Source organism: Methylobacterium sp. J-043 (assembly GCF_022829505.1).
GTDB lineage: Bacteria > Pseudomonadota > Alphaproteobacteria > Rhizobiales > Beijerinckiaceae > Methylobacterium > Methylobacterium extorquens_A.
This window is the reverse complement of record NZ_JAKSYB010000063.1, coordinates 196,328-221,814: the sequence shown is the minus strand read 5'-3', so window position 1 is coordinate 221,814 and position 25,487 is coordinate 196,328. Positions and strand designations below refer to the sequence as shown.

26 protein-coding genes are annotated in these 25,487 nt (G+C 68.5%); 10 read left to right on the top strand and 16 right to left on the bottom strand.

The window, feature by feature from the left end; genetic code table 11:
- Positions 1-143: 143 nt before the first annotated feature.
- The 6 genes from MKK50_RS19040 to xoxJ all read left to right on the top strand — a co-directional run bounded on the left by MKK50_RS19040 (position 144) and on the right by xoxJ (position 6,782).
- The gene (locus tag MKK50_RS19040; protein ID WP_499024604.1) at positions 144-1,139 is read left to right on the top strand and encodes an ABC transporter substrate-binding protein; all 996 of its coding nucleotides are present in this window, start codon (positions 144-146) and stop codon (positions 1,137-1,139) included.
- A 38-nt stretch (positions 1,140-1,177) separates the two neighbouring features.
- Positions 1,178-1,912, top strand: a complete 735-nt coding sequence (locus tag MKK50_RS19035; RefSeq protein ID WP_253373283.1) for an ABC transporter permease — start codon at positions 1,178-1,180, stop codon at positions 1,910-1,912.
- Entirely contained in the window at positions 1,893-2,672 is a 780-nt protein-coding gene (locus MKK50_RS19030; protein WP_499024601.1) for an ABC transporter ATP-binding protein, read from the top strand. Before MKK50_RS19035 ends, MKK50_RS19030 begins: the two co-directional genes overlap by 20 nt.
- 705 nt (positions 2,673-3,377) lie before the next feature.
- A complete protein-coding gene (xoxF1, locus tag MKK50_RS19025; RefSeq protein WP_253373279.1) occupies positions 3,378-5,183 on the top strand; it encodes a lanthanide-dependent methanol dehydrogenase XoxF1 in 1,806 nt (601 codons plus the stop codon).
- Between the two features lie 193 nt (positions 5,184-5,376).
- Positions 5,377-5,928, top strand: coding sequence for a methanol metabolism c-type cytochrome XoxG (xoxG, locus tag MKK50_RS19020; RefSeq protein WP_499025119.1), 552 nt, complete (start codon positions 5,377-5,379; stop codon positions 5,926-5,928).
- Positions 5,928-6,782 carry a rare earth element methanol dehydrogenase accessory protein XoxJ gene (gene xoxJ, locus MKK50_RS19015; RefSeq protein WP_499024597.1) on the top strand — a complete coding sequence of 285 codons (855 nt, stop codon included), beginning with the start codon at positions 5,928-5,930 and terminating at the stop codon, positions 6,780-6,782. The genes xoxG and xoxJ overlap by 1 nt, the downstream gene beginning before the upstream one ends.
- A gap of 46 nt (positions 6,783-6,828) precedes the next feature.
- Here the strand turns inward: xoxJ and folK are convergent, their stop codons facing one another.
- The 16 genes from folK to fhcB form a co-directional block, all read right to left on the bottom strand.
- Positions 6,829-7,305, bottom strand: coding sequence for a 2-amino-4-hydroxy-6-hydroxymethyldihydropteridine diphosphokinase (gene folK / locus MKK50_RS19010; protein ID WP_499024595.1), 477 nt, complete (start codon positions 7,303-7,305; stop codon positions 6,829-6,831).
- The gene (gene folB / locus MKK50_RS19005) at positions 7,302-7,694 is read right to left on the bottom strand and encodes a dihydroneopterin aldolase (protein WP_499024593.1); all 393 of its coding nucleotides are present in this window, start codon (positions 7,692-7,694) and stop codon (positions 7,302-7,304) included. Before folB ends, folK begins: the two co-directional genes overlap by 4 nt.
- Complete coding sequence (gene folP, locus MKK50_RS19000; RefSeq protein ID WP_499024591.1) at positions 7,687-8,556, bottom strand: dihydropteroate synthase; 870 nt, start codon at positions 8,554-8,556, stop codon at positions 7,687-7,689. The genes folB and folP overlap by 8 nt, the downstream gene beginning before the upstream one ends.
- A gap of 99 nt (positions 8,557-8,655) precedes the next feature.
- Positions 8,656-9,021 (bottom strand): hypothetical protein, encoded by a 366-nt coding sequence (locus MKK50_RS18995; RefSeq protein WP_253373269.1) that lies wholly within the window; start codon positions 9,019-9,021, stop codon positions 8,656-8,658.
- The gene (locus MKK50_RS18990; RefSeq protein WP_499024589.1) at positions 9,002-9,751 is read right to left on the bottom strand and encodes a hypothetical protein; all 750 of its coding nucleotides are present in this window, start codon (positions 9,749-9,751) and stop codon (positions 9,002-9,004) included. The genes MKK50_RS18995 and MKK50_RS18990 overlap by 20 nt, the downstream gene beginning before the upstream one ends.
- Positions 9,748-10,902: a pyrroloquinoline quinone biosynthesis protein PqqE gene (gene pqqE, locus MKK50_RS18985; RefSeq protein WP_253373265.1), complete on the bottom strand. Its 1,155-nt coding sequence runs from the start codon at positions 10,900-10,902 to the stop codon at positions 9,748-9,750. Before pqqE ends, MKK50_RS18990 begins: the two co-directional genes overlap by 4 nt.
- A complete protein-coding gene (gene pqqC, locus MKK50_RS18980; protein WP_499024585.1) occupies positions 10,899-11,984 on the bottom strand; it encodes a pyrroloquinoline-quinone synthase PqqC in 1,086 nt (361 codons plus the stop codon). Before pqqC ends, pqqE begins: the two co-directional genes overlap by 4 nt.
- A gap of 166 nt (positions 11,985-12,150) precedes the next feature.
- On the bottom strand, positions 12,151-13,050 hold the full coding sequence (gene pqqB / locus MKK50_RS18975; RefSeq protein ID WP_499024583.1) for a pyrroloquinoline quinone biosynthesis protein PqqB: 900 nt from the start codon (positions 13,048-13,050) through the stop codon (positions 12,151-12,153).
- Between the two features lie 47 nt (positions 13,051-13,097).
- On the bottom strand, positions 13,098-13,187 hold the full coding sequence (pqqA, locus tag MKK50_RS18970; protein WP_012317526.1) for a pyrroloquinoline quinone precursor peptide PqqA: 90 nt from the start codon (positions 13,185-13,187) through the stop codon (positions 13,098-13,100).
- A 232-nt stretch (positions 13,188-13,419) separates the two neighbouring features.
- Positions 13,420-14,127, bottom strand: a complete 708-nt coding sequence (locus tag MKK50_RS18965) for a response regulator transcription factor (RefSeq protein WP_012453681.1) — start codon at positions 14,125-14,127, stop codon at positions 13,420-13,422.
- Positions 14,124-15,758: a sensor histidine kinase gene (locus MKK50_RS18960; RefSeq protein WP_253373258.1), complete on the bottom strand. Its 1,635-nt coding sequence runs from the start codon at positions 15,756-15,758 to the stop codon at positions 14,124-14,126. The genes MKK50_RS18965 and MKK50_RS18960 overlap by 4 nt, the downstream gene beginning before the upstream one ends.
- Positions 15,759-15,866: 108 nt before the next feature.
- Positions 15,867-16,073 carry a hypothetical protein gene (locus MKK50_RS18955; protein ID WP_056196321.1) on the bottom strand — a complete coding sequence of 69 codons (207 nt, stop codon included), beginning with the start codon at positions 16,071-16,073 and terminating at the stop codon, positions 15,867-15,869.
- 147 nt (positions 16,074-16,220) lie between these two features.
- Positions 16,221-17,018, bottom strand: a complete 798-nt coding sequence (locus MKK50_RS18950; RefSeq protein WP_499024579.1) for a formylmethanofuran dehydrogenase subunit C — start codon at positions 17,016-17,018, stop codon at positions 16,221-16,223.
- The gene (fhcD, locus tag MKK50_RS18945) at positions 17,015-17,950 is read right to left on the bottom strand and encodes a formylmethanofuran--tetrahydromethanopterin N-formyltransferase (protein ID WP_253373254.1); all 936 of its coding nucleotides are present in this window, start codon (positions 17,948-17,950) and stop codon (positions 17,015-17,017) included. Before fhcD ends, MKK50_RS18950 begins: the two co-directional genes overlap by 4 nt.
- A gap of 25 nt (positions 17,951-17,975) precedes the next feature.
- Positions 17,976-19,622 (bottom strand): formylmethanofuran dehydrogenase subunit A, encoded by a 1,647-nt coding sequence (locus MKK50_RS18940; protein ID WP_253373252.1) that lies wholly within the window; start codon positions 19,620-19,622, stop codon positions 17,976-17,978.
- Positions 19,616-20,704, bottom strand: a complete 1,089-nt coding sequence (gene fhcB, locus MKK50_RS18935; RefSeq protein ID WP_499024573.1) for a formyltransferase/hydrolase complex subunit B — start codon at positions 20,702-20,704, stop codon at positions 19,616-19,618. The genes MKK50_RS18940 and fhcB overlap by 7 nt, the downstream gene beginning before the upstream one ends.
- A 399-nt stretch (positions 20,705-21,103) precedes the next feature.
- On the opposite strand from fhcB, the gene MKK50_RS18930 reads away from it, so the two are divergent.
- The 4 genes from MKK50_RS18930 (at position 21,104) to mch (ending at position 25,229) form a co-directional block, all read left to right on the top strand.
- Entirely contained in the window at positions 21,104-22,099 is a 996-nt protein-coding gene (locus MKK50_RS18930; RefSeq protein WP_499024571.1) for a beta-ribofuranosylaminobenzene 5'-phosphate synthase family protein, read from the top strand.
- Positions 22,100-22,211: 112 nt separating this feature from the next.
- The gene (gene mtdB / locus MKK50_RS18925) at positions 22,212-23,105 is read left to right on the top strand and encodes an NAD(P)-dependent methylenetetrahydromethanopterin dehydrogenase (protein ID WP_253373245.1); all 894 of its coding nucleotides are present in this window, start codon (positions 22,212-22,214) and stop codon (positions 23,103-23,105) included.
- 98 nt (positions 23,106-23,203) lie between these two features.
- Positions 23,204-24,328: an ATP-grasp domain-containing protein gene (locus MKK50_RS18920; RefSeq protein ID WP_499025118.1), complete on the top strand. Its 1,125-nt coding sequence runs from the start codon at positions 23,204-23,206 to the stop codon at positions 24,326-24,328.
- A complete protein-coding gene (mch, locus tag MKK50_RS18915; RefSeq protein ID WP_253373241.1) occupies positions 24,258-25,229 on the top strand; it encodes a methenyltetrahydromethanopterin cyclohydrolase in 972 nt (323 codons plus the stop codon). The genes MKK50_RS18920 and mch overlap by 71 nt, the downstream gene beginning before the upstream one ends.
- The last annotated feature ends 258 nt before the right edge of the window (positions 25,230-25,487 follow it).

The following is a 25,487-nucleotide window of genomic DNA, read 5'->3' as shown; positions in this document are numbered from 1 at the left end:
GATCGGACGCTTGCATGTCGCAGCGGAAACGCCGGGGCCGGCTGTGGACGGAGCGGGAGCGATTCCCTATTAAAAAATTCAACAGAAACTGTCCGCCTCCGCCGGGGACGGAACGGCCTGACCGATAATTCATGAGGACGCCCATGCTGTCACGGCGCGGAATGCTCGCGACGGCGGCTCTGTCGCTGGCGGCGGCGCTGCCGACAGGGCGCCGCGCGCAGGCAGCGGGCGAGACGTTCCGGCTCGGCGTACTGCCCTTCGGCACCGCGGCCTGGGAGGCTGCGATCATCAAGGCGCGCGGCCTCGACGCGGCCAACGGCTTCACCCTCGATATCGTCAAGCTCGCCGGCAACGACGCCGCCCGCATCGCCTTCCTCGGCGGACAGGTCGACGCCATCGTCGGCGACCTGATCTTCGCCGCCCGCCTCGGTAACGAGGGGCGGGGCGTGCGTTTCTCGCCCTACTCCACCACCGAGGGCGCGCTGATGGTGCCTGCCGGAAGCCCGATCACGGATCTGAAGGGGCTCTCGGGCAAGCGGCTCGGGGTGGCGGGCGGCGCGCTCGACAAGAACTGGATCCTGCTGCGGGCACAGGGCCGTGAGACGGCGGGGCTCGACCTCGAGAACGTGGCGCAGGTCGCCTACGGGGCGCCGCCGCTTCTGGCGCAGAAGCTGGAGACCGGCGAACTCGACGCGGCCCTGCTCTACTGGCAGTTCTGCGCCCGCCTCGAAGCCAAGGGCTTCAAGCGGCTGATCTCGGCCGACGACGTGATGCGGGCTTTCGGCGCCAAGGGTGCCGTCTCGCTGATCGGCTATCTCTACGAGGGCCACACCGTGGCCGACCGGGGTGAGGTGGTGCGGGGCTTTGCCCGCGCCTCGGCCGCCGCCAAGGACGCGCTCGCCAACGAGCCGGCCCTTTGGGAGACGGTCCGCCCGCTGATGGCGGCGGAGGACGACGCCACCTTCGCCACGCTCAAGCGCGACTTCCTCGCCGGCATCCCCCGCCGGACCATCGCCGCCGAGCGCGCGGACGGCGAGCGCATCTACGCGGCCCTCGACCGGCTCGCGGGTGCGCAACTCCTCGGCGTCGGCAAGAGCCTGCCGCCGGACCTCTATCTCGACGCCTCGGGCAACGGCTGAAGAGGCGCGATGACGGTCCTGGTCCGCTGACCCTGCGCATGGCCCTGCTCGCGCGCCTCCTCTCCCTCGCCGTCCTCCTCGCCCTGTGGCAGGGCGTCTCCGTTTATGCCGACACGCGGACTTTGCCGACGCCGAGCGCGGTGTTCGCGTTCATCCTGCGCGAGGCGCAGAGCGGCAGCCTGTTCTACAATGTCGGCGTCACGCTCGCCCGGGTCGCGATCTCGTTCGTGATCGCCATGAGCCTCGGTGTGCTGCTCGGCATCGCGCTCGGCCGCTCGCGCCTTGCCGACCGGTTGCTCGATACGCCGCTTCTCGTCGTCCTCAACACGCCGGCCCTCGTCATCACGGTGCTGGCCTATGTCTGGCTCGGGCTGACCGAGACCGCGGCCATCGTCGCGGTGGCGCTCAACAAGCTTCCGAACGTCGCCGTCATCATGCGTGAGGGCGCCCGCGGTCTCGATCCGGGGTTGGAGGAGATGGCGACGACCTATCGCTTCGATCGGCGGACCTGGATCGCCCATGTGCTGCTGCCGCAACTCCAGCCCTTCATGGTGGCGGCAGCGCGCTCCGGCATCTCGCTCGCCTGGAAGATCGTGCTGGTGGTGGAGCTGCTGGGGCGTCCCAACGGGGTCGGCTTTGCGATCAACTACTACTTCACCCTCTTCGACGTCACCGCGGTGATCGGCTACAGCCTCGTCTTCATGAGCGTGATGCTCGCCCTCGATGCGCTCCTCCTCCAGCCCCTCGATGCCCATGTCCGCCGCTGGCGTTGAGTCTGCCTCCGGCGCTGAACCCGGCGCCGGGTCGGCGCCGCTGCTGACGGTGCGCGTGGACCGCAAGGTTTACCGCAAGGCGCGGACCGAAGCCGTCGAGGCCGTGTGCGGCCTCGCCTTCGAGCTTCATGCCGGCGAGATCACCTGCCTGATCGGGCCTTCGGGCGCGGGCAAGACGACGACCCTGCGCATCCTGCTCGGCCTCGACCGCGACTATGAGGGCAGCGTGACGCCCGAGCCCTCCGAGGCCGGCATCGCGATGGTGTTTCAGGACCCGCGCCTGCTGCCCTGGCGCACCATCGAGCAGAACGTGCGGCTCGGCCTGCCGCGCGCGCGCCGGTCACGCGACCTCGACGGCCTGTTCGCGTCGCTCGGGCTCGCGCCATGGCGCGCGCATTATCCCGGCGCGCTGTCGCTCGGGATGCAGCGTCGGGTGGCGCTGGCGCGGGCGCTGGCCCTGGAGCCGCGCATCCTCGTTCTCGACGAGCCCTTCGTCTCCCTCGACGATGCGGCGGCCGCGTCCCTGCGCGCGCTGGTGGTCGAGGCGGTGGCCGGCTCCGGTACGAGCGCGCTGATGGTCACGCACAACGTGGCCGAGGCCATCGAGATCGCTGACCGCCTGCTGCTGGTCTCGCCCCGGCCCGCGCGGCTGCTGGCGAGCCTGCCCCTCGACCGGCCGCGCCGCGAGCGGGACCGATCTTGGGCCGACGCGACACGGCAGAGCCTTGCCGCGCGCTTTCCCGGCATCGTCGCTCAGTAGAATCACGTCCGAGAGAATCGTGCGCGGCCAAGGCCGCAGACGCGTCGGCAGCCCATCGGAGGCTGCCGCAGCCCGCTCTGCGCGGCCCGGTTAGGGATGGCTGCCATCTCTTAAGGATAAACGGAGCGGTTCATTGCAAAAAATTCCCGGCTGTTACGAGGCGGATCGAGCAGCCTGACGACCCTTCCAGCGCATCGGCGGAGGCCTGTCATGTTTGCAACGCGGCATCGCGAATGGGCATCTGTGGCATCGAAGGCAGGAATTAAAGTGCCGCTGACGCATGGGGGGTGGGAAAATTTGGTCATACCATGCGGTGGGCGCATCGGTGTTGCTGGTAAAGGGTTCGAGCTCGTCAAAACAAACTTGAGAAGTGTGCGCCGCCCATCAAATTGTGCAGCGCAAAAAGCTGAATTTATCCGGCAAGTTTCCTGATAAAGGCCGATGCGAGTGCGACATTCGACACACGAAAGCGAGTTGACGGCGCCCGAAATTTTCTTAGAGTTCGTTCAAGCTTCGGTTTCGGGGAGCCGCTAAGGGATGCGGACCCAGCCGGGTAAGTCGCCGGGAACTATGGAATAATCCTAATTCCTGTGCGGCAGGCGCGAGCGGCCGGAGCGAATATCATCCCTGTCGCAAACAGCAGGTCAATCAACGGCGGGTAGCGGGCTGCTATTCGGCGGCGGATAAGACTTGTCGGAGGAATCCATGAGAGCGGTACATCTCCTCGCACTCGGTGCGGGTCTCGCGGCTGCAAGCCCGGCCCTCGCCAACGAAAGCGTTCTGAAGGGCGTCGCCAACCCGGCGGAGCAGGTGCTCCAGACGGTCGATTACGCCAACACCCGCTATTCCAAGCTCGACCAGATCAACGCCAGCAACGTCAAGAACCTCCAGGTCGCCTGGACCTTCTCGACCGGCGTGCTGCGCGGCCACGAGGGCTCCCCGCTCGTCGTCGGCAACATCATGTACGTCCACACCCCCTTCCCGAACATCGTCTACGCTCTGGACCTCGACCAGGGCGCCAGGATCGTCTGGAAGTACGAGCCGAAGCAGGATCCGTCCGTGATCCCGGTCATGTGCTGTGACACGGTCAACCGTGGTCTGGCCTATGCCGACGGCACCATCATTCTGCACCAGGCCGACACCACCGTCGTGTCGCTCGATGCCAAGACCGGAAAGGTCAACTGGTCGGTCAAGAACGGCGACCCGTCCAAGGGTGAGACCAACACCGCTACCGTCCTTCCGGTGAAGGACAAGGTCATCGTCGGCATCTCCGGCGGCGAATTTGGCGTGCAGTGCCACGTCACCGCCTACGACCTGAAGTCCGGCAAGAAGGTGTGGCGCGGCTACTCGATCGGCCCGGACGATCAGCTCATCGTCGACCCCGAGAAGACCACGTCGCTCGGCAAGCCGATCGGCAAGGATTCCTCGCTGAAGACCTGGGAAGGCGATCAGTGGAAGACCGGCGGCGGCTGCACCTGGGGCTGGTTCTCCTACGATCCCAAGCTCGACCTGATGTACTACGGCTCGGGCAACCCCTCCACCTGGAACCCCAAGCAGCGTCCGGGCGACAACCGGTGGTCGATGACCATTTGGGCGCGTAACCCCGACACCGGCATGGCCAAGTGGGTCTACCAGATGACCCCCCACGACGAGTGGGACTTCGACGGCATCAACGAGATGATCCTCACGGATCAGAAGTTCGACGGTAAGGACCGTCCGCTGCTGACGCACTTCGACCGTAACGGCTTCGGCTACACGCTCGACCGCGCCACCGGTGAAGTGCTCGTCGCCGAGAAGTTCGATCCGGTCGTGAACTGGGCCACCAAGGTCGACCTGGACAAGGGTTCCAAGACCTACGGCCGTCCGCTGGTTGTGTCGAAGTACTCGACCGAGCAGAACGGTGAAGACGTGAACTCGAAGGGCATCTGCCCGGCGGCTCTCGGCACCAAGGACCAGCAGCCGGCGGCCTTCTCGCCCAAGACCGGCCTGTTCTACGTCCCCACCAACCACGTCTGCATGGACTACGAGCCGTTCCGGGTCACCTACACCCCGGGCCAGCCCTACGTCGGTGCGACCCTCTCCATGTACCCGGCTCCCGGCTCGCATGGCGGCATGGGCAACTTCATCGCCTGGGATAACCTCCAGGGTAAGATCAAGTGGTCCAACCCCGAGCAGTTCTCGGCTTGGGGCGGCGCGCTCGCCACGGCCGGTGACGTGGTGTTCTACGGCACGCTCGAAGGCTTCCTGAAGGCCGTCGACTCGAAGACGGGTAAGGAACTGTACAAGTTCAAGACCCCGTCGGGCATCATCGGCAACGTGATGACCTACGAGCACAAGGGCAAGCAGCACATCGCCGTGCTCTCGGGCGTCGGCGGCTGGGCCGGCATCGGCCTCGCGGCCGGCCTGACCGACCCGAACGCCGGTCTCGGCGCCGTGGGTGGCTACGCGGCTCTGTCGAGCTACACCAACCTCGGTGGCCAGCTCACGGTCTTCTCGCTGCCGAACAACTAAGTCGCTTGCGACATAGAGCCTAAAGGATGCCGGCGCGGGAAATCGCGCCGGCATCTTTATGATTTTATGATTATGCTGTAGGGCCTGCTTGGTAGCCGCACAGATTACGTTGCGGTGCAACATGATGGTCTCGGGAGAAACGTCGTTGTCTTCGATGAAAAGAACCGCTCTTCTTGGTCTCGTCGGTGCAGCCTTGCTCGGAGCGGTTCCGGCCGCCACCGTCGCCTTCGCCCAGGACGCCAAGCCCGAACTCGCCAACAAGCTCGATCCGAACGCCAAGGAGCTCGACGAGCCGGTGCTCAAGGCCGCCGCAGCGACGAAGGAAGAGGACGGCAAGTACTTCGATAAGGACGGTCACCCGACCTTCCACATCACCAACGACGGCAAGAAGGTCGATTGGTTCACCTATTCCGGCTATCGCCGCTATCACGCCGAGTGCCACGTCTGCCACGGCCCGGACGGCATGGGCTCGACCTACGCGCCCGCCCTCAAGGACTCGCTGAAGCGCCTCTCCTACGAGGAGTTCTACGGCATCCTCGCCGGCGGCAAGCAGGAGGTCAGCAACACCGCCAACCAGGTGATGCCCGCCTTCGGCGACAACAAGAACGTGATGTGCTACGCCAACGACCTCTACGTGTACCTGCGCGCCCGCGCCGCCGGTGCCTGGGGCCGTGCCCGTCCGGGCGAGAAGGAAGACAAGCCCGAAAGCGCCAAGACCGTCGAGAAGGAGTGCCTGGGCGGCTGATGACCCGCTCAAGCGCACCCGTTTCGGTCGCGGTCGCCGCGCTCCTGCTCTCGGCAGGGGCGCGGCCCGCTCATGCGCAGCACCTGCCTGATCTGGTCACGCAGGATGTCCTGCGTGTCTGCAGCGATCCCGGCAACATGCCGTTCTCCGACCGCAAGGGCGGCGGTTTCGAGAACAAGATCGCGCAGATCGTCGCCGACGAACTCAAGATCAAGCTGCGCTATTACTGGCTGACCCAGGGGCCCGGATTCGTCCGCAATACTCTCGGGACCGGCCTGTGCGACTTGATCATCGGCACGTCGGGCGGCGACATCGTCCAAGCGACCAACCCGTATTACCGCTCGGCCTACGTCCTGGTCGCGCGCAAGGGTGAGTTGCCGGACCTCAAGCGTCTCGACGACCCGCGGCTGAAGGACAAGCAGATCGGTATCATTGCCGGCACGCCGCCCTCCAACCGCCTGAGCGAGCTGAAGCTCGTCGGCGAGCGGATCCATGCCTACGCGCCCTACGCCTTCGGGGCCGAGCGCAAGCATCAGACGGTCGCGGCGGAAGTGATCGCGGATCTCGCTGAGAAGAAGATCGACGTGGCGATCCTCTGGGGGCCGTCCGCGGGCTGGCTGGCCAAGCAGAGCGGCGTACCGATGGATGTCGTGCCGCTCCTCCAAGAGCCGGGACGGCCGCCGCTGACCTTCCGTGTCTCGATGGGCGTCCGCCACAACGAGAACGACTGGAAGCGCAGCCTCAACGCGGTCCTGCGCAAGCGCAAGGCCGACATCGAGGCGGTGCTGCGGGAATACGAGGTGCCGCTGCTGGCGGAGGAGGACAACAAGCCTCTCGACGCCGCGGACGAGTGATCCCGGATCGTGATGCGAAGGCCCGAACCCCGGTTCGGGCCTTTTGTCATTCCACCCGTTCGATGCCCGTCGGATCGAGTTTGGCCAGAGCCTCCGTGACCGTCTCGCCGCCGATGACGAGGTCGGGGGCGATCTCGGCGAGCGGCACCAGAACGAAGGCGCGCTCGCGCACGAAGCGGTGCGGCAGCACGAGGCGCTCGTCGGCGACCTGCGCCCCCTCGTAGGCCAGCACGTCGATGTCGATGACCCGCGGCCCCCAGCGGCGCTCGCGCACGCGTCCGAGCGCCGCCTCGATCGACAAGCAGACCTCCAGCAATCCGTGCGGCGTCAGCTCGGTATCGATGGCGGCGGCCGCGTTGAGGAACCAGTCCTGATCGGTGTCGCCCCAGGGCGGCGTACGGTAATCGGCGGAACGCGCCGTCACCCGGATGCCGGGCGTCGCCGCAAGATACTCGACGGCGCGGGCCAGCATCGCGGCCTTGTCGCCGATATTGCTGCCGAGTCCGAGATAGGCGCGGGTCATCTCGTCTCCGGCGTCGCTGCTCTGTCGGAACGACCCCGCACGATCTCGATGGCCGCGTAGTCGAGCACGGCGGGGATCGGCGCACTCGGCTTGTCGATCCGCACCGCGATCGTCTCGATCCGGGCAAACCGCGCGAGGCAGGTCTGGGCAATCGCCTCAGCGAGCGCCTCGATCAAAGCAAAGCGCCGGTTGGTGGCGATGTCGAGGGCGATCTCGGCGAGATCCGCGTAGCTCACGGTGGCGGTCACGTCGTCGCTGCGGCCGGCGGGTGCGAGGTCGAGCCGGCATTCCAGCGAGATGTAGAAGCGCTGGCCGAGCCGCTCCTCCTCCGGCAGCACGCCGTGACGGGCGAAGACCGCGAGGCGGTGGACGAGGATGCGGTCAGCCATGGATCGTCCCAGACGTGCCCTTCGGGTGCATCACCGCGTCAAGCACCCGCAGCGCCTCGACATGCGGCGCGACGTCATGGACGCGCACGATGTCGGCGCCGAGCGAGCTGGCCAGCACATGCGCGGCAAGCGAGCCGACGAGGCGGTCGCGCGGCGCCGTCTCCCGGTCGTGCAGGCGACCGAGCAGGCTTTTCCGCGAGACACCGACGAGGAGAGGGAAGCCCAGCGCCCGGATTTCGGGCAGGCGGCGGAGCGCCTCGAGATGCTGCTCCCAGCTCTTGCCGAAGCCGATGCCGGGATCGAGTACGATGTCGCCGTCGGGGATGCCAGCGCGGCGGGCGATGTCGAGGGAGCGCTCGAAGAAGCGCAGCATGTCGGCGATGATGTCGAGCGAGCCGTCGATCGTCTCGCGGTTATGCATGACGATGACCGGCGCGCCGTGCTCGGCCGCGACGCGGGCGATGTCCGGCTCGCGCTGCAGGCCCCAGACATCGTTGACGAGGGTGGCCCCCGCCTTCAGCGCAGCCTCCGCCGTGGACGCCTTGTAGGTGTCGATCGAGATCGGGACCGACAGGCCCGGGGCCACGGCCTCGATCACGGGCAGGACACGGGCCTGCTCCTCGGCGGCCGGCACCGGCGTATGGCCGGGACGGGTCGATTCACCGCCGATATCGAGGATGTCGGCGCCAGCCTCCGTCAATGCCGCCGCCTGCGCGCGGGCCGCCTCGACGCCCTCGAAGCGGCCTCCGTCCGAGAACGAGTCCGGCGTGACGTTGAGGATGCCCATCACCAGCGTGCGCCGGCCGAGGCCGGGCAGCAGGGTGTTCAAGCGCGTCGGCGGAGGGGAAGCGTCGGGCGGCATCGCGGATCGAGGATGAGGGGCTGACTTTGCCGGCCTAGCCCCTCCGGCGGGGTTGCGCCAGATCCAATCCGCTTCAGCCTCATCCCCGGCCCGGCATACTCAGGAGGCGCCGCGATAGCAGCGGATCTCCGCCTCGGCCTGGGCACGGCGCAGCTCGGCCACCTTGTCGTCGAACATCTTGGTCGACTTGAACGCGGCGGTGCGCTGGCCGATGCCCTGGCGCATCGACAGGATGGTCGAGGCCTGAACGTAGCGGTCATAGGGCAAGATCGATGCGAGCGCGTCGAGGGAGCAGGAGCATTTCTCCAGCGCTTCGCGGGTCTGCCCGTTGGCGGCCATGCAGCCGAACACGTAATCGGCCCGCACATCCGTCGGATAGTCGTTGTCGTCGGCACGAGCCGGCGCGGCGAGCATCGCGGCGGCAAGCATCGCGGCGGCGAGCGCCTCAGGAATCCTTCTGGTCATAATCGAGCCTCTCTTCGAGGAGTTCGCCGCCATCCGGCTTCAGCGCGCGGGCCTGGATCGAGACAATCTCTCCCGGCACGTCAGGCGCGACGACGAAGGTGTAGGTGATGGTTTCAAAACCGCGCATCCGCTCCGACTGAGGATCGCCCGCGAACGGCTTCATCTCGACGCGCCAGCCCTCGACGGTCCGGCCTTTGAACGACACCTGCATCGGCGTCACCGTCGCCTTGTCGCGCAGACCTTTTCGGATCGCGTTCTTGATGTAGCGCGGGTTGGCTTCCAGCAGGCTGGCGAGACCCTTCAGGTGGTTCTCGAGGAACAGGCTCAGCACGGGGTTGCCGGGCATGTCCGTGAAGGGGCCGGCCGGGAGGCGGTTGCCGCCGGAGAACATCTGCACGCGGATGTCGCGGCTCTCGGCGCTCTTGCCGGGCTCGACCGTGAGCTTGATCGCGTCGCTGAGCGGCGGCCCGTAGGGTCCACGTTCGATGCCGCTGCGGCGCGCATAATCGTAAGTCAGGGTGCTGCCGGGCGCGGTGTTCTTCATCTGCGGCTGCTCGAACAGCAGTTCACTGGCGTCCGGTGCGGTGCCCTTGGTTGCCGGATCTCTGTTTGTCGAACCTTGGGCCGCCGTATCTCGAGGCGCCGCCGGGGCAGGGTCGGAGGCCGCCCAGGCGGAGGGTGTGGTCACGAGGGCGGCCGAGAGGGCGACCGCCAGAAAGGATCGTCTCAAAGGGGTGCCTTTTCGCTCAACGGGTTTTGCACATTCGTCCCGATGCTGCGGTATATATAATCGGGTGGTGTCTCGGCAGCCTCTTCCTTGGCAAGATCCCGCATTTTCCCGTGCAGCGGCGAAAGGGAGCAGGCCGGATCGGTGTTGGCGGCATCGCCCGTGAGCGCCAGCGCTTGGCAGCGGCACCCGCCCCAATCCTTCTCGCGCCGGTCGCAGGAGCGGCAGGGCTCCTTCATCCAGCCTGTGCCGCGATAGGCGGCGAAGGCCGGCGATTGCGTCCAGATGTCGCCGAGCGAGTGGTCGCCGACGTACCAGAATTCGAGGCCCGGAATGGTCTCGGCGGCGTGGCAGGGCAGCACCTTGCCCTGCGGCGTTACGTTCATGAGCTTGCGGCCCCAGCCGCCGGCGCAGGCCTTGGGGTACTTGGCGTAGTAGTCGGGCACCACGAGGTCGATGACGAGCTGACCCTTCAGGCGCTCGCGCGCGGCCTCGACGATGCGGATCGATTCATCGACTTGGCTCTTATCCGGCATCAGCGCGGCGCGGTTCACGTAGGCCCACCCGTAATACTGGGTATGGGCCACCTCCAGCCGCTTGGCGCCGAGCTTGACCGCGAGGTCGATGAAGCCTGGCACCTCGTGGATGTTGCCCCGGTGGATCACCGAGTTCAGCGTCAGCGGCAGGCCGAGTTCGGTGACTCGGGCGGCAAACTGCATCTTCTGCGGCTGCGCGTTCTTGAGGCCGCCGATCTTTTCCGCATTGGCCGCGTCCACCCCTTGTACGGAGAGCTGCACGTGGTCGAGGCCGACGTCGTAGAGCGCGTCGAGCTTGGCCAGCGCACCGCCGACGCCGGAGGTGATCAGGTTCGAGTACAGGCCGAGTTCGGCGCATTTGGCCGTAATCTCGACGATGTCGGGGCGGGCGGTCGGTTCGCCGCCCGAAAGGTGGACGTGCAGCACGCCGAGACCCGCCGCCTCCGTCAACACCCGCAGCCACGTCTGCGTATCCAGCTCGGCCGAGCGCCGGTCGAGCTCCAGCGGGTTCGAGCAGTACGGGCAGCGCAGGGGGCAGCGGTGAGTCAGCTCGGCGAGCAGACCCACCGGCGCCGGAATGACGTCCACGGGGGAGGGGGCGGGGGTCGGTGCATTCATCGCTCCAGAACCCTTTTTTGCGCGAGGCCAGCCAGCATCGGCAGGATGTCGGCTTCGATGATGGCCGGATCGGCGTCGTAGGTCTGGCCCAGAATCCGGGCGATCTGCGAAACCGTGTTCTGGCCATCGACGAGCTTGAGGACCGCGACGGCGTTGTCGTCGAGGTCGAAGGTGCGCTCGGGGGCGAGCAGCACGTGCTTGTTGCGGACCTCGTCGAAGCGCAGGCGCACGCCGCGGGGCAGGCGCGGCACGTCGCTGCCCGAGAAGGCCGCGGGCTGAGCCGTCGCCGCGGCGGGGCTCGCCTCGGTCACGAGGCCCTCGCCTGGCTGCCACGCATCGGGCGGCACCAAGCCGGGGGTGACGTAGGCGAAGTAGAGTGCGTCGAGCTGCGTCCAGAGCACGTTGCACTTGAAGGTCAGCGCCTCCATCGCCGCCCGCTGCATCTCCGGCGTGGTGGCGTGCCGCTTGACGTAATCGAGGGCGAAATCGGCGTCGCGCGGGGCCTGGGTCAGGCGCTTGTCGAAATAGGCCAGCGTGTCCTTGGTGATGAAGTCGTAGTTCTTCAGCATCCCGGCGACGCGCTCGGAGATGATCGTCGGCGAGAACATCTCGGTCAGCGAGGAGGCGATCGCTTCGAGCAGGCTGCGCTCGGAGACGAAGTGGACATAGGCATCGACCGAGAAGCGGGTCGCCGAGAGGATGCCCTTGGTCGAGAGCACGTAATCGCGCGTGAAACCCACGCCTTCGGCAAGCTTGAGCCAGCGCTCGATGCCGCCGTCGCCCTCGTGATCGCCGTCGTGATCGACGATGCGCTGGCGCCAGATCCGGCGAAGCTGCGCGTCCGGCAGGCGGGCGAGAAGCGCCGCGTCCTTCACCGGGATCATCGCCTGATAATAGTAGCGGTTGAGCGCCCAGGCCCGGACCTGATCCTTCGAGAGCTTGCCGTCGTGCAGCAGCCGGTGGAACGGGTGGAGGTTGTGGTAGCGCCGCGCACCGATGTCGCGGAGCGCCGCCTCAAGCTCCTCGTGGCTCAGCAGGCGTTGCTCGGCGTCCGGGACGGGCGGCGGGAATTGGGCGGTCATGGCGTTCGGTTTCCCCCGAGCTTCGAGTGACGTTTCCTGGAGTTGTTTTTAAATGGGGCCCGTTGCCGGTCGGAGCAGGGCCGCTGCCGCACGATTGCATCGTGCAAAACATATTCAGTCCGGCACTAAATTTCCAGGCCGGACCCTTCCTGCGAGGCCTGCCCGATCAGAGATCGAGGGTCAGGCCGTCATGGGCGACCGTCCAGCCGCGCTCTTCGACGCTCGCGCGCTCGGGCGAATCCTCGACTAGGACCGGATTGGTGTTGTTAATGTGAACGAAGACCCGCCGGCCGATCTCGATATCGGCGAGAGAGGCGATCGAGCCGGTCTCGCCGTTCATTTGGATATGGCCCATCCGCCAGCCGGTCTTGGTGCCGACGCCGGCGCGGATCATGTCGTCGTCCTCCAGCACCGTGCCGTCGAACAGGAGTGCGTCGGCGCCCGCGATGCGGGCTTTCAGATCCGCCGTCACCCGAGCGCAGCCCGGGATGTAGGCGAGGCGCTTGCCCCCGGCCTCGATCATCGTGCCGACCGTGGTCTCGGTCTCCGCCCCGATCTCCATCGAGGCGTCTTCCAGCCAGAGCGGCACCTTGCCGGGGACGGAGAACAGCGTCACCGACAGGCCGGGCACCGGCTCGAAGGTCTCGTTGAGGGCGATCGTCTGCCGCTTCACCACCTCGGCGGCCATCACGTCGAAGACGCGGTTGTCGGAGACGGAGGCCAGGATGCCGGGCGTGGCGTAGAGCGTGAAGGGCTGGCCTTCACGCAATGTCAGCAGGCCCGCCACGTGATCGACATCGCCATTGGTCAGCAACACCGCGTGGATCGGCGAGTGGCGCAGGCCCTCGCGCGGATGCATCTGCGGATTGGCCTGGATCTGCTGGCGGATGTCGGGGGAGGCGTTCAGCAGGAGCCAGCGTTCCCCGTCAGGGGAAACCGCAAGGCTCGACTGCGTACGCGGCCTGACGCAGGAATCGCCCGCCCAGGCCAGCGAACAGATGGAGCAGCGGCAATTCCATTGAGGAACGCCGCCGCCCGCAGCCGAGCCCAGGATCACGACATGCATGGTGAAAACCCGCTGATGCCTGCAACCCCAACCCGGCTCAAATCACCTTAGTTGAAGGTGTCGATCTCGGCCGACTCGTAGCTCGTGACTTCCATGCCGACGCAGATCTCGGAAACGATGGGGGCAGCCCACTTCATGGTGTCTCTCCTCGACTTTATGGAACGCCGGAACCTCTCGATCTCCTGATTAAGAGGATCGTAAGATACTGGCGACGCACTCGTTTTCGCACGCCGGAGGTATATCGCCAATTCCGGCCCCGCCTGCAAGAGCCAGCTTGCCGTTTCTTCCCAGGTTCAGGCCAAGTTTGCGTGAAACACGCGGGTGGACTTCAGCGGAAAAGAGGACGGCCGGAGCAAAATGCCGCGAGGGTCAGTGGCGGAAATCCTGGCCGCGCAGATCGAGCATGAAGCCCTTGCCGCGCACGGTGACGATCACCGGACCGCCCAGCCGCACGAAGTCCGAGAGCTTCGAGCGCAGGTAGCCGACATAGACATCGACCACGTTGAGGGAGAGCCCGCCCTGGCTCGCCCAGAGCCGGTCGAAAATCTCGCCGCGGGAGATCGGCCGATTCACCTCCTGCATCAGCAGAGCGAGCAGCTCCGCCTCCCGCGGGGTGAGTCGGGCCGAGGCCTCGCCGAAGCTGACCTGACGAATGTTCACGTCGAGGGTCAGGCGGCCGGCGGTGAAGACGGTGCGCGGGGTGTCCGCCTCGCGGCGGCGCAGCAGGTGGACCTGGAGCCGGGCCAGCAGTTCGTCGAACACGAACGGCTTGACGATGTAATCGTCGGCGCCGAGCGCCAGCCCCTCGGCCCGGTCGCGGACCTCGTCGCGGGCGCTCAGGAAGAGGATCGCGCCGGGATAGCCGCCCTCGCGCAAGGAGCGGCAGACGTCGTGGCCGGAGCCGTCGGGCAGAGTGATGTCGAGCACCACCGCCTCCGGCGCGTCGTCGCGGGCGGCACTCAGCGCATCCTCGACCCGGCCTGCGACGCCGACGGAAAACCCCTCCGCTTCCAGGCCGCGAGCCAGAATGCCGCGGATGTCGATGTCATCCTCAACGATCAATACGCGCGTCGTCATGCGGCGCCGATCCTCTCGTGTCCTGCCCCGTGGAATTCCGGTGCGACGCCATCGTCGAGCGAGGGCAGGTCGATGACCACCCGGGCGCCGCCGTGTTCGGCTCCGCCGAGGCTGATCGCGCCATCATGGCGCTCAACGACCCATCGCGCCAGAGCTAAACCTATGCCGAATCCCGCTTCTCCCGATCGGGCCTCGCGGCGGAAGCGCTCGAACAGCCCGTCCCCGCCCGCGGGGAAGCCGGGGCCGTCGTCGTCGATGGTGACGAGCGCCCGGCTGCCCTGCGGCGTGCCGTGCTCGCTTAGCGAGACGGTGATACGGGTCAGGCCGGTGGCGTGACGCAGGGCATTGTCGATCAGGCTCTCGACAACCTGGCGGAGCCATTCCGGATCGGCGGCGATCTCGATGTCGTGGTCGCCCGGTTCCAGCACCAGCTCGACCCGGCGGCGCGCGGCCTCCGACCCGGCGCTGTCGACGGCATCGGTCAGCACCTCGACGGCGCTCACGGCGCGCCGGTCGAGTTCAATCTGGCCGGATTCGGAGCGGGCCACGCGAAGCAGATCCTCGACCCGCCGCTTGAGGCGCTGCGCCCGCTTGCGAATGGTGGCAAAGACGGGACCGTGATCGATGGTTCGGCCGGCGGCGCGCTCCGCTGTCCGCTGAGCGAGGTCGCATTCGCCCAGGATCACGGTGAGCGGCGTGCGCAGTTCGTGGCTGACATCGGCGAAGAAGCGGCGCCGGGAGCGGTCCACCATCTCCAGCCGCTCGTTGGCCGCGCGCAGGTCGGCGGTGCGGGCCTCCACCGTGTCCTCCAGAGCGGCCCGGTCGGCGGCAAGCCGGCCCTCGCGGCGGGCGAGCCGCGCGGCCATGCGGTTGAAGTTCGCGACCAGAAGCCCGAGTTCGTCGCGGGTCTCGACCGAAAGCCGGGTCTCGAGCGCGCCGCTGCCGACGGCGCCGGCCGCCCGGCGGATCTCCTCGATCCGCGCCAGGGTCGGCCGCGTGACCGACCGGTAGAGCACCCCGACGAAGGCGAGCGCCAGCACCGTCGCGGCGAGCGCGGCGGCGGTGAGCCGCTGCGAAAGGGTCCGGGCCGCCGCGGAACCGGCAGTCATGCTGCGCCGCTCCGCCTCGATCAGCAGGGAGAGCGGCGGTCCCGTCATCGCGCCGAAGGCGTTGAGCGCGCCTTGCATCGCCGTCTTGCGCCGGTCGGGATCGGTCTCGCGCCGCACCAGGGTGACCTGACGGTCGAGCATCGCGCGGGCCGCGCGCACGTTGGCGAGCGGCCGGGTGCGGGCGACGTACTGGATCCGGTCTTCCAGGTTGGCGCTGGTCGCCATGCCGTTGCCGATGGCGTCATCGACATGGTTGAGCGCCTGATCGACCCGGTCGCGGGTCACCGACAGGGCCTCGGGCGGCGCGTCCGGGTTGCCGACGCTGTCGATGGCGGCAAAGCCATACTGCGCCAGCCGCCCCGACAGTTCCGCCAGAAGCTCAAGCCGGTGCTGGGCGGCGAGGGTGCGCTCGATGACGTTCTCGGTCAGCCGGATCGACCACAGCACGCCGGCCGCCGCCAGCAGGGCGATCAACGCCGTGCCGCCGAGCAGGAGGGCGAACCGGACTCTCAGCGAACGCATGGTCTCCCTCTCCGCCGCGGCTGCGGCGGGCGGACCATGTCACCGCCGGGGCGGGGTCTCAAGCCGGCTTGCATTGCCGGCTTTTCCCGGTCCGTTCGCAGATCGGTCCTACAGATCGTTCGGCAGGCTCGCCCTGGGGGCGCAGCGCCAACTCTTCACATGATAGTCCGGATGTTCCTCCTGCCACGCCGCGAGGGTGCTCTGCGAGTTGCGCAGACACAGGAAAGGGTTCGGATTGTCGTAGTTTAGGTTGATCCGCTCGTCGTGGCACTTCGCCGGCTGGGCGATCAGGCAGACGGAGAGGAGCAGGAACATGCGCGCGGCCTCGGTTCGGAGGGGGCGCGGTCGGCTCGACCGGATCGGTGTCCCGCGCCTCGGTCCAAGGCAAGGTGGGAGAATCCGGCAGGCCGGCAAGTCATTTTTATGCGACTTGCCGGCGGCTTTCGGAAAAATCGTGCGGGCCTAAGCCGGCACGAACAGTTCGCCCTTGCCGAGCGTCGCGAGATCGCCCGAGTAGCGCCGCAGCGTGCCGCCGAGAAGGCCGGCCTGCGCCGCGCCGAGACGCTTGAGGCTCTGGGCCAGCAGCCGGACGAAGACCAGATCCGGCGTGCCGGTCTCGACGAAAGTCGGCAGCAGCGCCCCGTGGCTGCCGGCAATCAGGGTGCCGCGGCGCATGCCGTAGCCCGGATGGTCGCCGATCGCGCCGGAGACGACGATGGTGCCGGCGATCATGCGCGAGCCGGCGTAAGCACCGGCCGAGCCGGCGAGGATCATGCCGCGGCGCATGCGGTCGCCGAGATGATCGCCCGCCCGCCCCTCGATGACGAGCGTCGCGCCGTCGAGCCCGGCCTTGGCGGCGTAGACCGCGCCGCCCGCGTGGTCGCCGGCATCGCCTTGAATCGTGATCGTGCCGCCGGTGGCGCCGGTGGCGGCATAGGGGCCAGCCGAGCCGGTCACCGTGAGCGTGCCCGCCGCCATGCCTTCGCCGAGGCGCTGGCCGACATCGCCCTCGACCCGGATGTCGCCTTGCGAGAGCGCCGCACCCACCCGGTCGAGCCGGGACGAACCGCCCTCGATCACGAGGCGGTCGGAGCCGTCGAGGCTGATCTCGAACACGTCGCCGAGGGTCAGGCCGCGGCGGCTCGTGCCGATGGCGAGCTTGCCCGCCTCGGCCTCGGACAGACCGCTCAGGGCGAGGGGGGTGATGTTGAGAAGGTCGACCCGCTCCGGCAGATCACCGCGCAGTCTCAGCGTGCTCATGCGGCGGGTTTCTCCAACAGGTCGCGGAGGTGGTAGTGATGCCGGCCGAGATTGCCGCCGTAATTGCCGGCGGTGACGGCCACGAGCCCGTGCTTGGCGCCGATCTCGGTGGCGGCGTGGAGCGCCGCGCGCATCGAGTCGGAGACACCTTGCGAGGTCAGCGCGTCGATGACGATCTCCAGCACCACGCCGCATTCGGGCGGCAGCGCCGAGCCGGCCCGGCCCTTGAGCGTCGGGCAATAGGCGTCGTTGGTCGAAGCCATCATGCCCTTGGTGCGCCCGCCGACCTTCGAGCCGGAGCGGACGATGCCGCCGGGGAAGGGTAGGATCGCGCCGGGGATGGCTTTCGCCGCCTCGACGGCGATCTCGGCGACGACCAGCGTGTCGGCGTGCTTGCGGCCGAGGAACAGCAGGTTGCCGCCGCCGACCGCGCCGTCGACCGCGCGCACCGAATCCTCGCACAGGAATTCGCCGTCCATGACGGGGATGCGCCAGTAGCGGCGCATCTTGCCCTCGTGGTCGGGAAGACGCTTGGCGACTGCGAAGCCGTCACCGAAATAGCGGATCGCGCCGCCAAGCTTGATCTTGGTCGGGCCTTCGACGCCCGCGAAGCACGCGGTGCCGGGGCAGGTGAGAATGCACTGACCGACGCGCTTGAGGAGCTGGTCCTTGAGTCCGTTCGGCTCGAAGCCGAACAGCAGGATGCGCACGCCCGGGCGCCCGTCCGGCGTCTCCTCGGGGGAGAGTTCGGCGTCGATGCCGGCCTCGGCACCACAGCCGATCACCGAGGTGGCGAAGCCCGTCATCACCGTCGCCGCGATCATCGCCCATTTCGGCGTGTCGTTGGTGACGATGATCGCGGTGCCCGCGACGTCGAAGGCTTCGGCGAAGGTGTCCTCGACCTTGATGCCGTTGAGGGTGAAGTCGCTCATCGATTCGATTCCATCACCCTCGACATCAGGCCCGGCACGCCACGTCTTCGAACGTCCCGGTGTTCTCCGGGAAGGCGGCGTCCGGCACCGCGAAGGTGTCGAGCCCGGCGCCGAAGCGGTCCTGCAGGTAGCTCTCGGCGCGTTTCTCCATGCCCGCATCGGCCTCGACGTCGAGCGAGAGCGTTTTTCCTGAGAACCACGCCACGACCTCGCCGTCCTCGACGATGGGCTGGCCGTCCTTGAGCACCAGCTTGGCGTGCGAGAACATCGCGGTGCGGTCCTTGTCGTCTCGGTAGATCGCGACGTCGGCCTTGGCACCCTCGCGCAGGTGGCCGCGGTCGGTCAGGCCGAGGAGCTTGGCCGGGCCGGAGCGGGTAAGCTGGGCGATCTCGCTGAAGCTGTACTCGCGCTCGATCTTGGGCAGGCCGGAGCGCTCGCCGACGATCGCCGGCAGCGTCGCGATTTCCTTGGCGCGCTCCTCGGCATCCATCAGCAGGTGGATGATGCGCGGGTATTCGGTGAAGACGCCGCCGTTCGGATGGTCGGTCGTCAGGATGGTGCGCTCGGGGTTCGAGGAGAGCAGCATCAATTCCAGGCCGATCGCCCATTGCAGCGACGAGACCGGGCCGCGGGGCCGGTAGAGGAACGGAACCACGCCGCCCCCCTCGGCGTCGCCGGCCTGGATCACCCACTTCTTCGGCTTGGCGCCCTTGCGGCCGCCGAACTGGCGCAGGATGTCGAGCGAGATCGTCACCGTCTGACCGAACACCACCTGACCCACGTCGTAGGTCGCGTTGGGGTGCTCCTCCATCGCTGCGTTGATGCGCTCGGCCGCCGAGCGGAAGCCGCCGGTCATCGGGTTCTCTGGATCGACCACGCCGTAGGCGTAGAACTGGGCGTGGGCGAAGTGGATGCGCCGGCCTTCCGCCGCCTCCAGCGTGGCGACGAGGGAGTCGTCGGCACCGGGGAGCCCCAGATTGTTGCAGTGGACGTGCAGCGGGTGCGGCACGCCGATCTCTTCCACCGCGTCGAGCAGGGCCGACATGATCTTGCGCGTCGAGAGCCCGTAGCAGGGGATTTCGTCGTCGAGGCTGAGCTTCAAGACGCCGTCCTTGAAGGCCGAGGCGCCGCCCGCATTGATGCACTTGACGCCCAGACCCCGCGAATGGGCCAGCGTCTGCTGCACGAGATCGCGCACAGCCTGCTTGCCCTCGCCGTCGCGCAGGAGCTGGAGCAGGTGGTCGTCGTTGCCGAGCACGGCCAGACCGCCGCGGTCGAGCAGCGGGATGTCGGCGAGTTCGAGGTGCGTCGCGAGCGCGTTCGAGGGCGGCAGCGCCGGTTCGACCGCGGTGGTGTAGCCCATCCGCGCGTAGTTGGCGCCGATCCAGCTTCCCGAGCCGCCGGCATGGGCGAAGGGATGGCCGTTGGGAGCGGACTCGCTGACGTAGAGGTCGGGCAGCAGCAGGCGGCTCATCACCACGTTGCCGCCGGCGATGTGCGAGTGGACCTCGACGCCGCCGGCCATCACCACGCAGCCCGTGGCATCGATGGTCTGGTCGGGGGCGCGCTCGCTCGGGGCGACGACGCGGCCGTCCTCGATCCAGACGTCGCCGATGGCGTCGCGCCCGGCCGTGGGATCGACCACCCGTCCGCCGTGGATACGGGTCAGCATGAGACACCCTTCTCGATGAGGCGGTCGCGGATGCGGGTGAGCACGCCGGCCGCTGTCTCCGTTTCAGCCTGGGTCTTCGATGGATCGCTGGCCTCGGCGTAGGCGATGGCGCCGCGCCGCTCGTTCCAGAGGGCGCCGCCGACGCTCTGGCCGGGCACGCCCACGGTGATGACGACCTCCGCCGTCTCGCCCGCAGCCTCCTGAGAGCCCTCGCCGACGATGGCGATGGTCGGCAGGCTCCCGAGCCAAGCGGGGCGTGGGGCGGGAAGCGAGGCGAGCCACAGCACGGCATCGGCCTCGCCCGCGGCGATCTGGCGGGCGCTGTCGAAGCGCCAGGAATCGTGCTCGGGCTGGTGCCGGCCGAAGCCGACCCGCGGCGCCTGTCCAGTGGTCCAGGCGGAGAGCTGCACCGCCGTGCGGCCCTGGAACGGGTCGGCCAGCGACAGCGCGAAGAAGCGGGTGGATTCGTTGAGGTCGCGGATCAGCCCCTGGAGCATTTCCGTGCCGAGTTCGCCGACCTCCTCCGGGTCGTAGACGACGACGCCGTACTGGGCCGCGAATAGGCGCTTGGCGAGGTCGGCAAAGGCGGCCTCACCGGCGAGATGTCCCTTGGCGAAGGCGCGCAGGTGCCCGAGCGAGATGGCGAGGCCACCGGCATCCGCCGCATAGGCGACGTGGCGGATCGCACCGTTCTGAGGACCGCCGAGCGAGAGCAGGGCCCGCTCGGTGCCCGCCGCGCGTCCGCGGCGAGGGGCCGCGGCGGCGATCTCGGCGACCAGCTCACCGTCCCAGGGCCGGTTGCCGACGATCAGGACCACGTCCGCCCGGCCGATCGTCTCGGCCCGTGTCGTGCTCATCGCACCACCCGCGCTGAGCGCGCCGAGTTCGGCGTAGACGCTGGGGCCGGAGACGGGATCGAGCGAGGCGCCGAGGGTTTCGGCGAGCCGGTAGGCGGCGCGCAACGCCGAAACCTCGGCGCTCAGGCCCGCCAGCACCGGCACGCGTGAGGCGGCGAGCAGGTCGGCCGCGGCCTCGACCGCAGCGTCACCATCCGCTGCGCCTCCCTTCACCCAGGCTGCCATGCTTCCTCACCGTCGCTTCTTCGGGCATCCCCGCCTCGAGGCGGGGCGAAAGACGGTCACGTCCGAAAGGCGCGGGCGCCCCTGGTGGAGCCTCGATGCCTCGAAATCCGGGATGCGGGTTCGGGGGCAGTGGCTCGGACCGGCTCCGCGAAGGGAGCCGGGTGGTTTTGCATTCCTGTGCCGGAGGCCGCAAGCCCCCGGCGAAGTTTGCGTCAGGATTTCGTTCGTCGGCCGCTCTCTCCGATCGCCGGGTTTGCGCGCGAAATCCGTTCGGCGCGGGGACAACCGCGTCGGCATTTGCGAGGTTGTCGCGGGCGCCGCAGCATGTGAGAAGCCGCCCCCATCGTGGGCGCGTCCGCGCCGGCTGGGCCGGCGACGTCGGCGGAAGGGAATGAGACCGTGGCCGAGGTCCCGGACCAGACGGGTGAAATCGTGAGCACGACGCCCCGGCCGGCCGGGGCCGCCGTGCGGGTCCGCGCGCCCGCGCGCCTGCATTTCGGTTTCCTCGATCTCAACGGCGGCCTCGGGCGCCGCTTCGGCAGCATCGGCCTCGCCCTCGACGCGCCGGCCGTCCAACTCGTCGCGCGCCCTGCCAAACGCGCCTCCGCCAGCGGCCCGGAGGCCGAGCGGGTGCGCGCCAACCTACTCGCCGCCGCCGCCTATCTCGATGTGCCGGAGGCCGTGGCGGTGGAGGTCGAGGAATCGATTCCCGCTCATGCCGGCTTCGGCTCGGGCACGCAGCTCGCGCTGGCGGTCGCCGCCGCACTGGCGCGCCTCAACGGACGTTCCTTCGCGCCGGCGGACTTCGCCGACGTGCTCGACCGCGGCAACCGTTCCGGCGTCGGGCTCGCCGCCTTCACCGAGGGCGGGTTGATTGTGGATGGCGGGCGCGACGGCTCCGGTGCGCCGCCGCCCGTCATCGCCCGGCTGCCCTATCCGGAGGATTGGCGCGTCGTGCTCATCCTCGACGAGGCGATGACCGGCGTGCATGGCTCCCGCGAGACCGAAGCGTTCCGCGATCTGCCGCCCTTCGATGCGGGGCAAGCCGCCGAGATCTGCCGGATCGTGCTGATGCAGGTGCTGCCCGCCGCCGCGACCGCCGAGCCGAACGGGTTCGGTGCCGGCATCACGGCGATCCAGAAGCGGATCGGCGACCATTTCGCACCCCATCAGGGCGGACGATTCGCCAGCCCCGCCGTGGCCGACGCTCTCGCGGCGATCGCAGGGGCCGGCGTGCCCGGCTACGGCCAGAGCTCCTGGGGACCGACCGGATTCGCGCTCGTGCCCTCGCAGAGGGAGGCGGAGACGCTGGTCGCAGGGCTGGCGCGGCCCGGCCGCCTGCGCTTCGTCATCGCCCGCGGGCGCAATGTCGGCGCCTCGGTTTCCGAAGTTTAGAGTTTTTTTCTTTCGCCCGTTTCAAAGAAACCTGCGCTTGACCGGCGCCAGCCGTTCCGGTTTTGCACCTGAAGCGCTCTGCCAAGGGCGCGGTCACGAGAGGACGAACACCATGGCCCGCTCGATCCTGCACATGCTGACGCCGCTCAAGCACATGAGCCCGTTCGACGTGAACATGGCGATCGATGCCGGCTTTGAGACGCTGATTCCCTACACGAGCGTCGATCTCGCCGATGTCGTCTCGCTGACCCAGGACTCAATCTTCTCCCGCGCGCCGCAGGACGGCGTGCGCACCGGCATCTTCATCGCCGGCAAGAACGCCGAACTGGCGCTCGATATGGTGGATCGGGCGAAGAAGGCCTTCGTGCCGCCCTTCGTCAACCACGTCTTCGCCGACCCGGCCGGCTCCTTCACCACCGGCGCGGCGATGGTCGCCGAGGTGTCCCGTGCGCTCAAAGCGAAGTTCGGCACCGATCTCAAGGGCAAGCGCATCGTCATCTTCGGCGGTGCGGGTGTGGTCGCCTACGTCGCGGCGGTGATCGGCGCGCTGGAGGGGGCGCACAGCGTGCTCGTCGGCCATGACGGCGAGGAGCGCGTCTCGAAGATCGCCTTCACCATGAAGTGGCGCTTCGGCATCGAGGTCGGCGCCGTGGACGGCACCTTGCCCGAGGCGCGCCGCGCCGCGATTGCGGACGCCGACGTGATCCTCTCGGCCGGCCCTGCGGGTGTCTCGATCCTGACGGCGGAGGATCTCGAATCGGCGCCCAAGCTCTTGGTCGCCTCCGATGTCAACGCCGTGCCGCCCGCCGGCATCGCCGGCATCGATGTGAACGCCGTCGACGTACCCCTGCCCACCGGCAAGGGCGTCGGCATCGGCGCGCTCGCAGTCGGCAACGTCAAGTACCAGACCCAGTGCCGCATGTTCCGCAAGATGCTGGAGGCGCAGGAGCCGCTCTGCCTCGATTTCCGCGACGCCTACAAGCTCGCCGTCGAGATCGCCGGCTGAGCCCGTTCCGCTACCGTGAGGGCGGCGCGATCTTGATCGCCGCCCAATCCGGCCGGGCGCTGGCGCAGGCCGCGCGGCGCGCGGGGTTTCGCCCGTTCGTGCTCGATCTGTTCGGCGACGAGGACACCCTGGCGCTGGCCGAGAGCCACCGCCCGCTGCCCGGCCGCTTCGGTGCGGGCGCCCGAGAGCGGGCCGGCGTGCTGGCAGGGCTCGATGCGTTGTCGGAGGAAGCCGGCGGCACCCTCGGCGTGGTGCTCGGCAGCGGTTTCGAGGGTGCGCCGGATCTCATTGCCGAGATCGCCGCCCGCCACCGCCTGCTCGGCGCCGGCCCCGGGACGGTCGCCGCCCTCAAGGACCCGTTCCATTTCGCCGCCCTGTGCGGACGCCTCGCGATCCCGCATCCGGCGGTCAGCGCCGGTCCGGTCACGGAGCGCGGTGCTTGGCTCCTGAAGCAAGCGGGGGGCTGCGGCGGCTCGCATATCCGCGCGAGTGCGGCCGGCACCACCCCGCCGGGCCATTACCTCCAGGCCCGGATGCCCGGCCGCGCCTTCGCCCTGAACTTTCTGTCCGACGGCCGCCGCATCGAGCCCCTGGCGCTCACCGAGCAGTGGCAGTCCCCGTCGCCTCTGCGGCCGTTCCGCTATGCCGGGGCGCTCGCCCGCGGCCGCGACGAGGCGTCGCCGGTTCCGGCCATGGTCGCCGCGCAGATCGCCGAGGCCGCGCTCCGACTCGCTTGCGCCACCGGCCTCACCGGCCTCGCCAGCGCCGATTGTCTCGTCGATGGGAAGACATGGTGGCTGCTGGAGATCAATCCGCGCCCCGGCGCCACCCTCGACGTGCTCGATCACCGCCCGACGCCGCTCCTGATTCAGCATATCGAGGCGGCGCTCGGCCGGATGCCGTCAATCGAGGCTGCCCCGGCGGATGCGACGGGCGCCGAGATCTGTTACGCGGCCCGGACCTGTGCGGCGGTGCCGCCGCTCGACTGGCCGGATCACGTGCGGGATCGGCCGCGAGCCGGCAGCCGTGTGGCGCGCGACGCACCGTTCTGCACGGTGACGGCCTCCGGGCCGGACGCCGCGGGGGTCAAGCAAGAATTGCGGGCGGGGGCCGAGAGGGTCCGCGCGCTGCTGGAGGAGACGGAGAACAGTCATGAGTTCCAACACGAGCGCGCCGAGCCTCAACGCCCTGGCCGGGCCTCTGGTCGAGAGCCTCGTCGCTGACGCGGCCAAGCTCCGGCTCATCGTCGCCCAGGAGAACGGCGCGCGCACCGTCGATGCCGGCGCCAATGCCCGCGGCTCGATCGAGGCCGGCCGGCGCATCGCCGAGATCTGCCTCGGCGGCCTCGGCACCGTGACGATCGCGCCGATCGGCCCGGTCGCCTCATGGCCCTACACGGTCGTCGTCCACTCCGCCGATCCGGTGCTGGCTTGCCTCGGCTCGCAATATGCCGGCTGGAGCCTCGCCGACGAGGAGGGCGATTCCGGCTTCTTCGCCCTCGGCTCGGGCCCCGGCCGCGCGGTCGCCGTGGTGGAGGAACTCTACAAGGAGCTCGGCTATCGCGACAACGCGACGACGACCGCCCTCGTCCTCGAATCCGCCAGCGCCCCGCCGGCCTCCGTGGTGAACAAGGTCGCCCGCGAGACCGGCATCGCGCCGGAGAACGTGACCTTCATCTACGCCCCGACCCAGAGCCTCGCCGGTTCGACGCAGGTCGTCGCCCGCGTGCTGGAAGTGGCGCTGCACAAGGCTCACACCGTCGGCTTCGATCTGCACAAGATCCTCGACGGCATCGGCTCGGCCCCGCTCTCGCCGCCGCATCCGGACTTCATCCAGGCGATGGGCCGCACCAATGACGCCATCATCTATGGCGGCCGGGTGCAACTCTTCGTCGATGCCGACGACGCGGATGCCAAGGGGCTCGCGGAGCAGCTCCCCTCCACCACCTCGGCCGATCACGGCGCGCCCTTCGCCGAGATCTTCTCGCGGGTGAACGGCGACTTCTACAAGATCGACGGCGCGCTGTTCTCCCCGGCCGAGGCCATCGTCACCTCGGTCAAGACCGGTAAGTCGTTCCGCGGCGGCCGGCTGGAGCCGCAGTTGGTGGATGCATCGTTCGCGTAAGGCACGCATGTGAGGCCCTCCCCCGCAGAGGGAGAGGGTCGCCGAGAGCCGATTTGATCGGAGTGCTCTGGCAAGCACCTCGGCCCTCATGCCGAGGTGCTGCGTCAGCAGCCTCGAAGCACGCCGCGCCGCGTACGCCAACAGGCCGGTGCCGCAGGATCGGTCGTTCCGGCGTGCTTCGAGGCCGAGCTTTCGCTCGGCACCTCAGCATGAGGGCCGGCATGAGCGTCCGAATAGGTCGGTCGAACAGGCGCTGAG

Bases quoted from the DNA above. Each gene is read 5' to 3' on its own strand.
- MKK50_RS18950 (WP_499024579.1), bottom strand. From the start codon at position 17,018: ATGAGCACGCTGAGACTGCGCGGTGATCTGCCGGAGCGGGTCGACCTT.
- MKK50_RS18960 (WP_253373258.1), bottom strand. From the start codon at position 15,758: ATGCGTTCGCTGAGAGTCCGGTTCGCCCTCCTGCTCGGCGGCACGGCG.
- MKK50_RS19040 (WP_499024604.1), top strand. From the start codon at position 144: ATGCTGTCACGGCGCGGAATGCTCGCGACGGCGGCTCTGTCGCTGGCG.
- fhcD (WP_253373254.1), bottom strand. From the start codon at position 17,950: ATGAGCGACTTCACCCTCAACGGCATCAAGGTCGAGGACACCTTCGCC.
- xoxF1 (WP_253373279.1), top strand. From the start codon at position 3,378: ATGAGAGCGGTACATCTCCTCGCACTCGGTGCGGGTCTCGCGGCTGCA.
- folP (WP_499024591.1), bottom strand. From the start codon at position 8,556: ATGCCGCCCGACGCTTCCCCTCCGCCGACGCGCTTGAACACCCTGCTG.
- pqqB (WP_499024583.1), bottom strand. From the start codon at position 13,050: ATGCATGTCGTGATCCTGGGCTCGGCTGCGGGCGGCGGCGTTCCTCAA.
- mch (WP_253373241.1), top strand. From the start codon at position 24,258: ATGAGTTCCAACACGAGCGCGCCGAGCCTCAACGCCCTGGCCGGGCCT.
- mtdB (WP_253373245.1), top strand. From the start codon at position 22,212: ATGGCCCGCTCGATCCTGCACATGCTGACGCCGCTCAAGCACATGAGC.
- MKK50_RS18955 (WP_056196321.1), bottom strand. From the start codon at position 16,073: ATGTTCCTGCTCCTCTCCGTCTGCCTGATCGCCCAGCCGGCGAAGTGC.
- MKK50_RS18940 (WP_253373252.1), bottom strand. From the start codon at position 19,622: ATGCTGACCCGTATCCACGGCGGACGGGTGGTCGATCCCACGGCCGGG.
- pqqE (WP_253373265.1), bottom strand. From the start codon at position 10,902: ATGAATGCACCGACCCCCGCCCCCTCCCCCGTGGACGTCATTCCGGCG.
- fhcB (WP_499024573.1), bottom strand. From the start codon at position 20,704: ATGGCAGCCTGGGTGAAGGGAGGCGCAGCGGATGGTGACGCTGCGGTC.
- pqqA (WP_012317526.1), bottom strand. From the start codon at position 13,187: ATGAAGTGGGCTGCCCCCATCGTTTCCGAGATCTGCGTCGGCATGGAA.
- MKK50_RS19030 (WP_499024601.1), top strand. From the start codon at position 1,893: ATGTCCGCCGCTGGCGTTGAGTCTGCCTCCGGCGCTGAACCCGGCGCC.
- pqqC (WP_499024585.1), bottom strand. From the start codon at position 11,984: ATGACCGCCCAATTCCCGCCGCCCGTCCCGGACGCCGAGCAACGCCTG.
- folB (WP_499024593.1), bottom strand. From the start codon at position 7,694: ATGGCTGACCGCATCCTCGTCCACCGCCTCGCGGTCTTCGCCCGTCAC.
- MKK50_RS19035 (WP_253373283.1), top strand. From the start codon at position 1,178: ATGGCCCTGCTCGCGCGCCTCCTCTCCCTCGCCGTCCTCCTCGCCCTG.
- folK (WP_499024595.1), bottom strand. From the start codon at position 7,305: ATGACCCGCGCCTATCTCGGACTCGGCAGCAATATCGGCGACAAGGCC.
- MKK50_RS18995 (WP_253373269.1), bottom strand. From the start codon at position 9,021: ATGACCAGAAGGATTCCTGAGGCGCTCGCCGCCGCGATGCTTGCCGCC.
- xoxJ (WP_499024597.1), top strand. From the start codon at position 5,928: ATGACCCGCTCAAGCGCACCCGTTTCGGTCGCGGTCGCCGCGCTCCTG.
- MKK50_RS18965 (WP_012453681.1), bottom strand. From the start codon at position 14,127: ATGACGACGCGCGTATTGATCGTTGAGGATGACATCGACATCCGCGGC.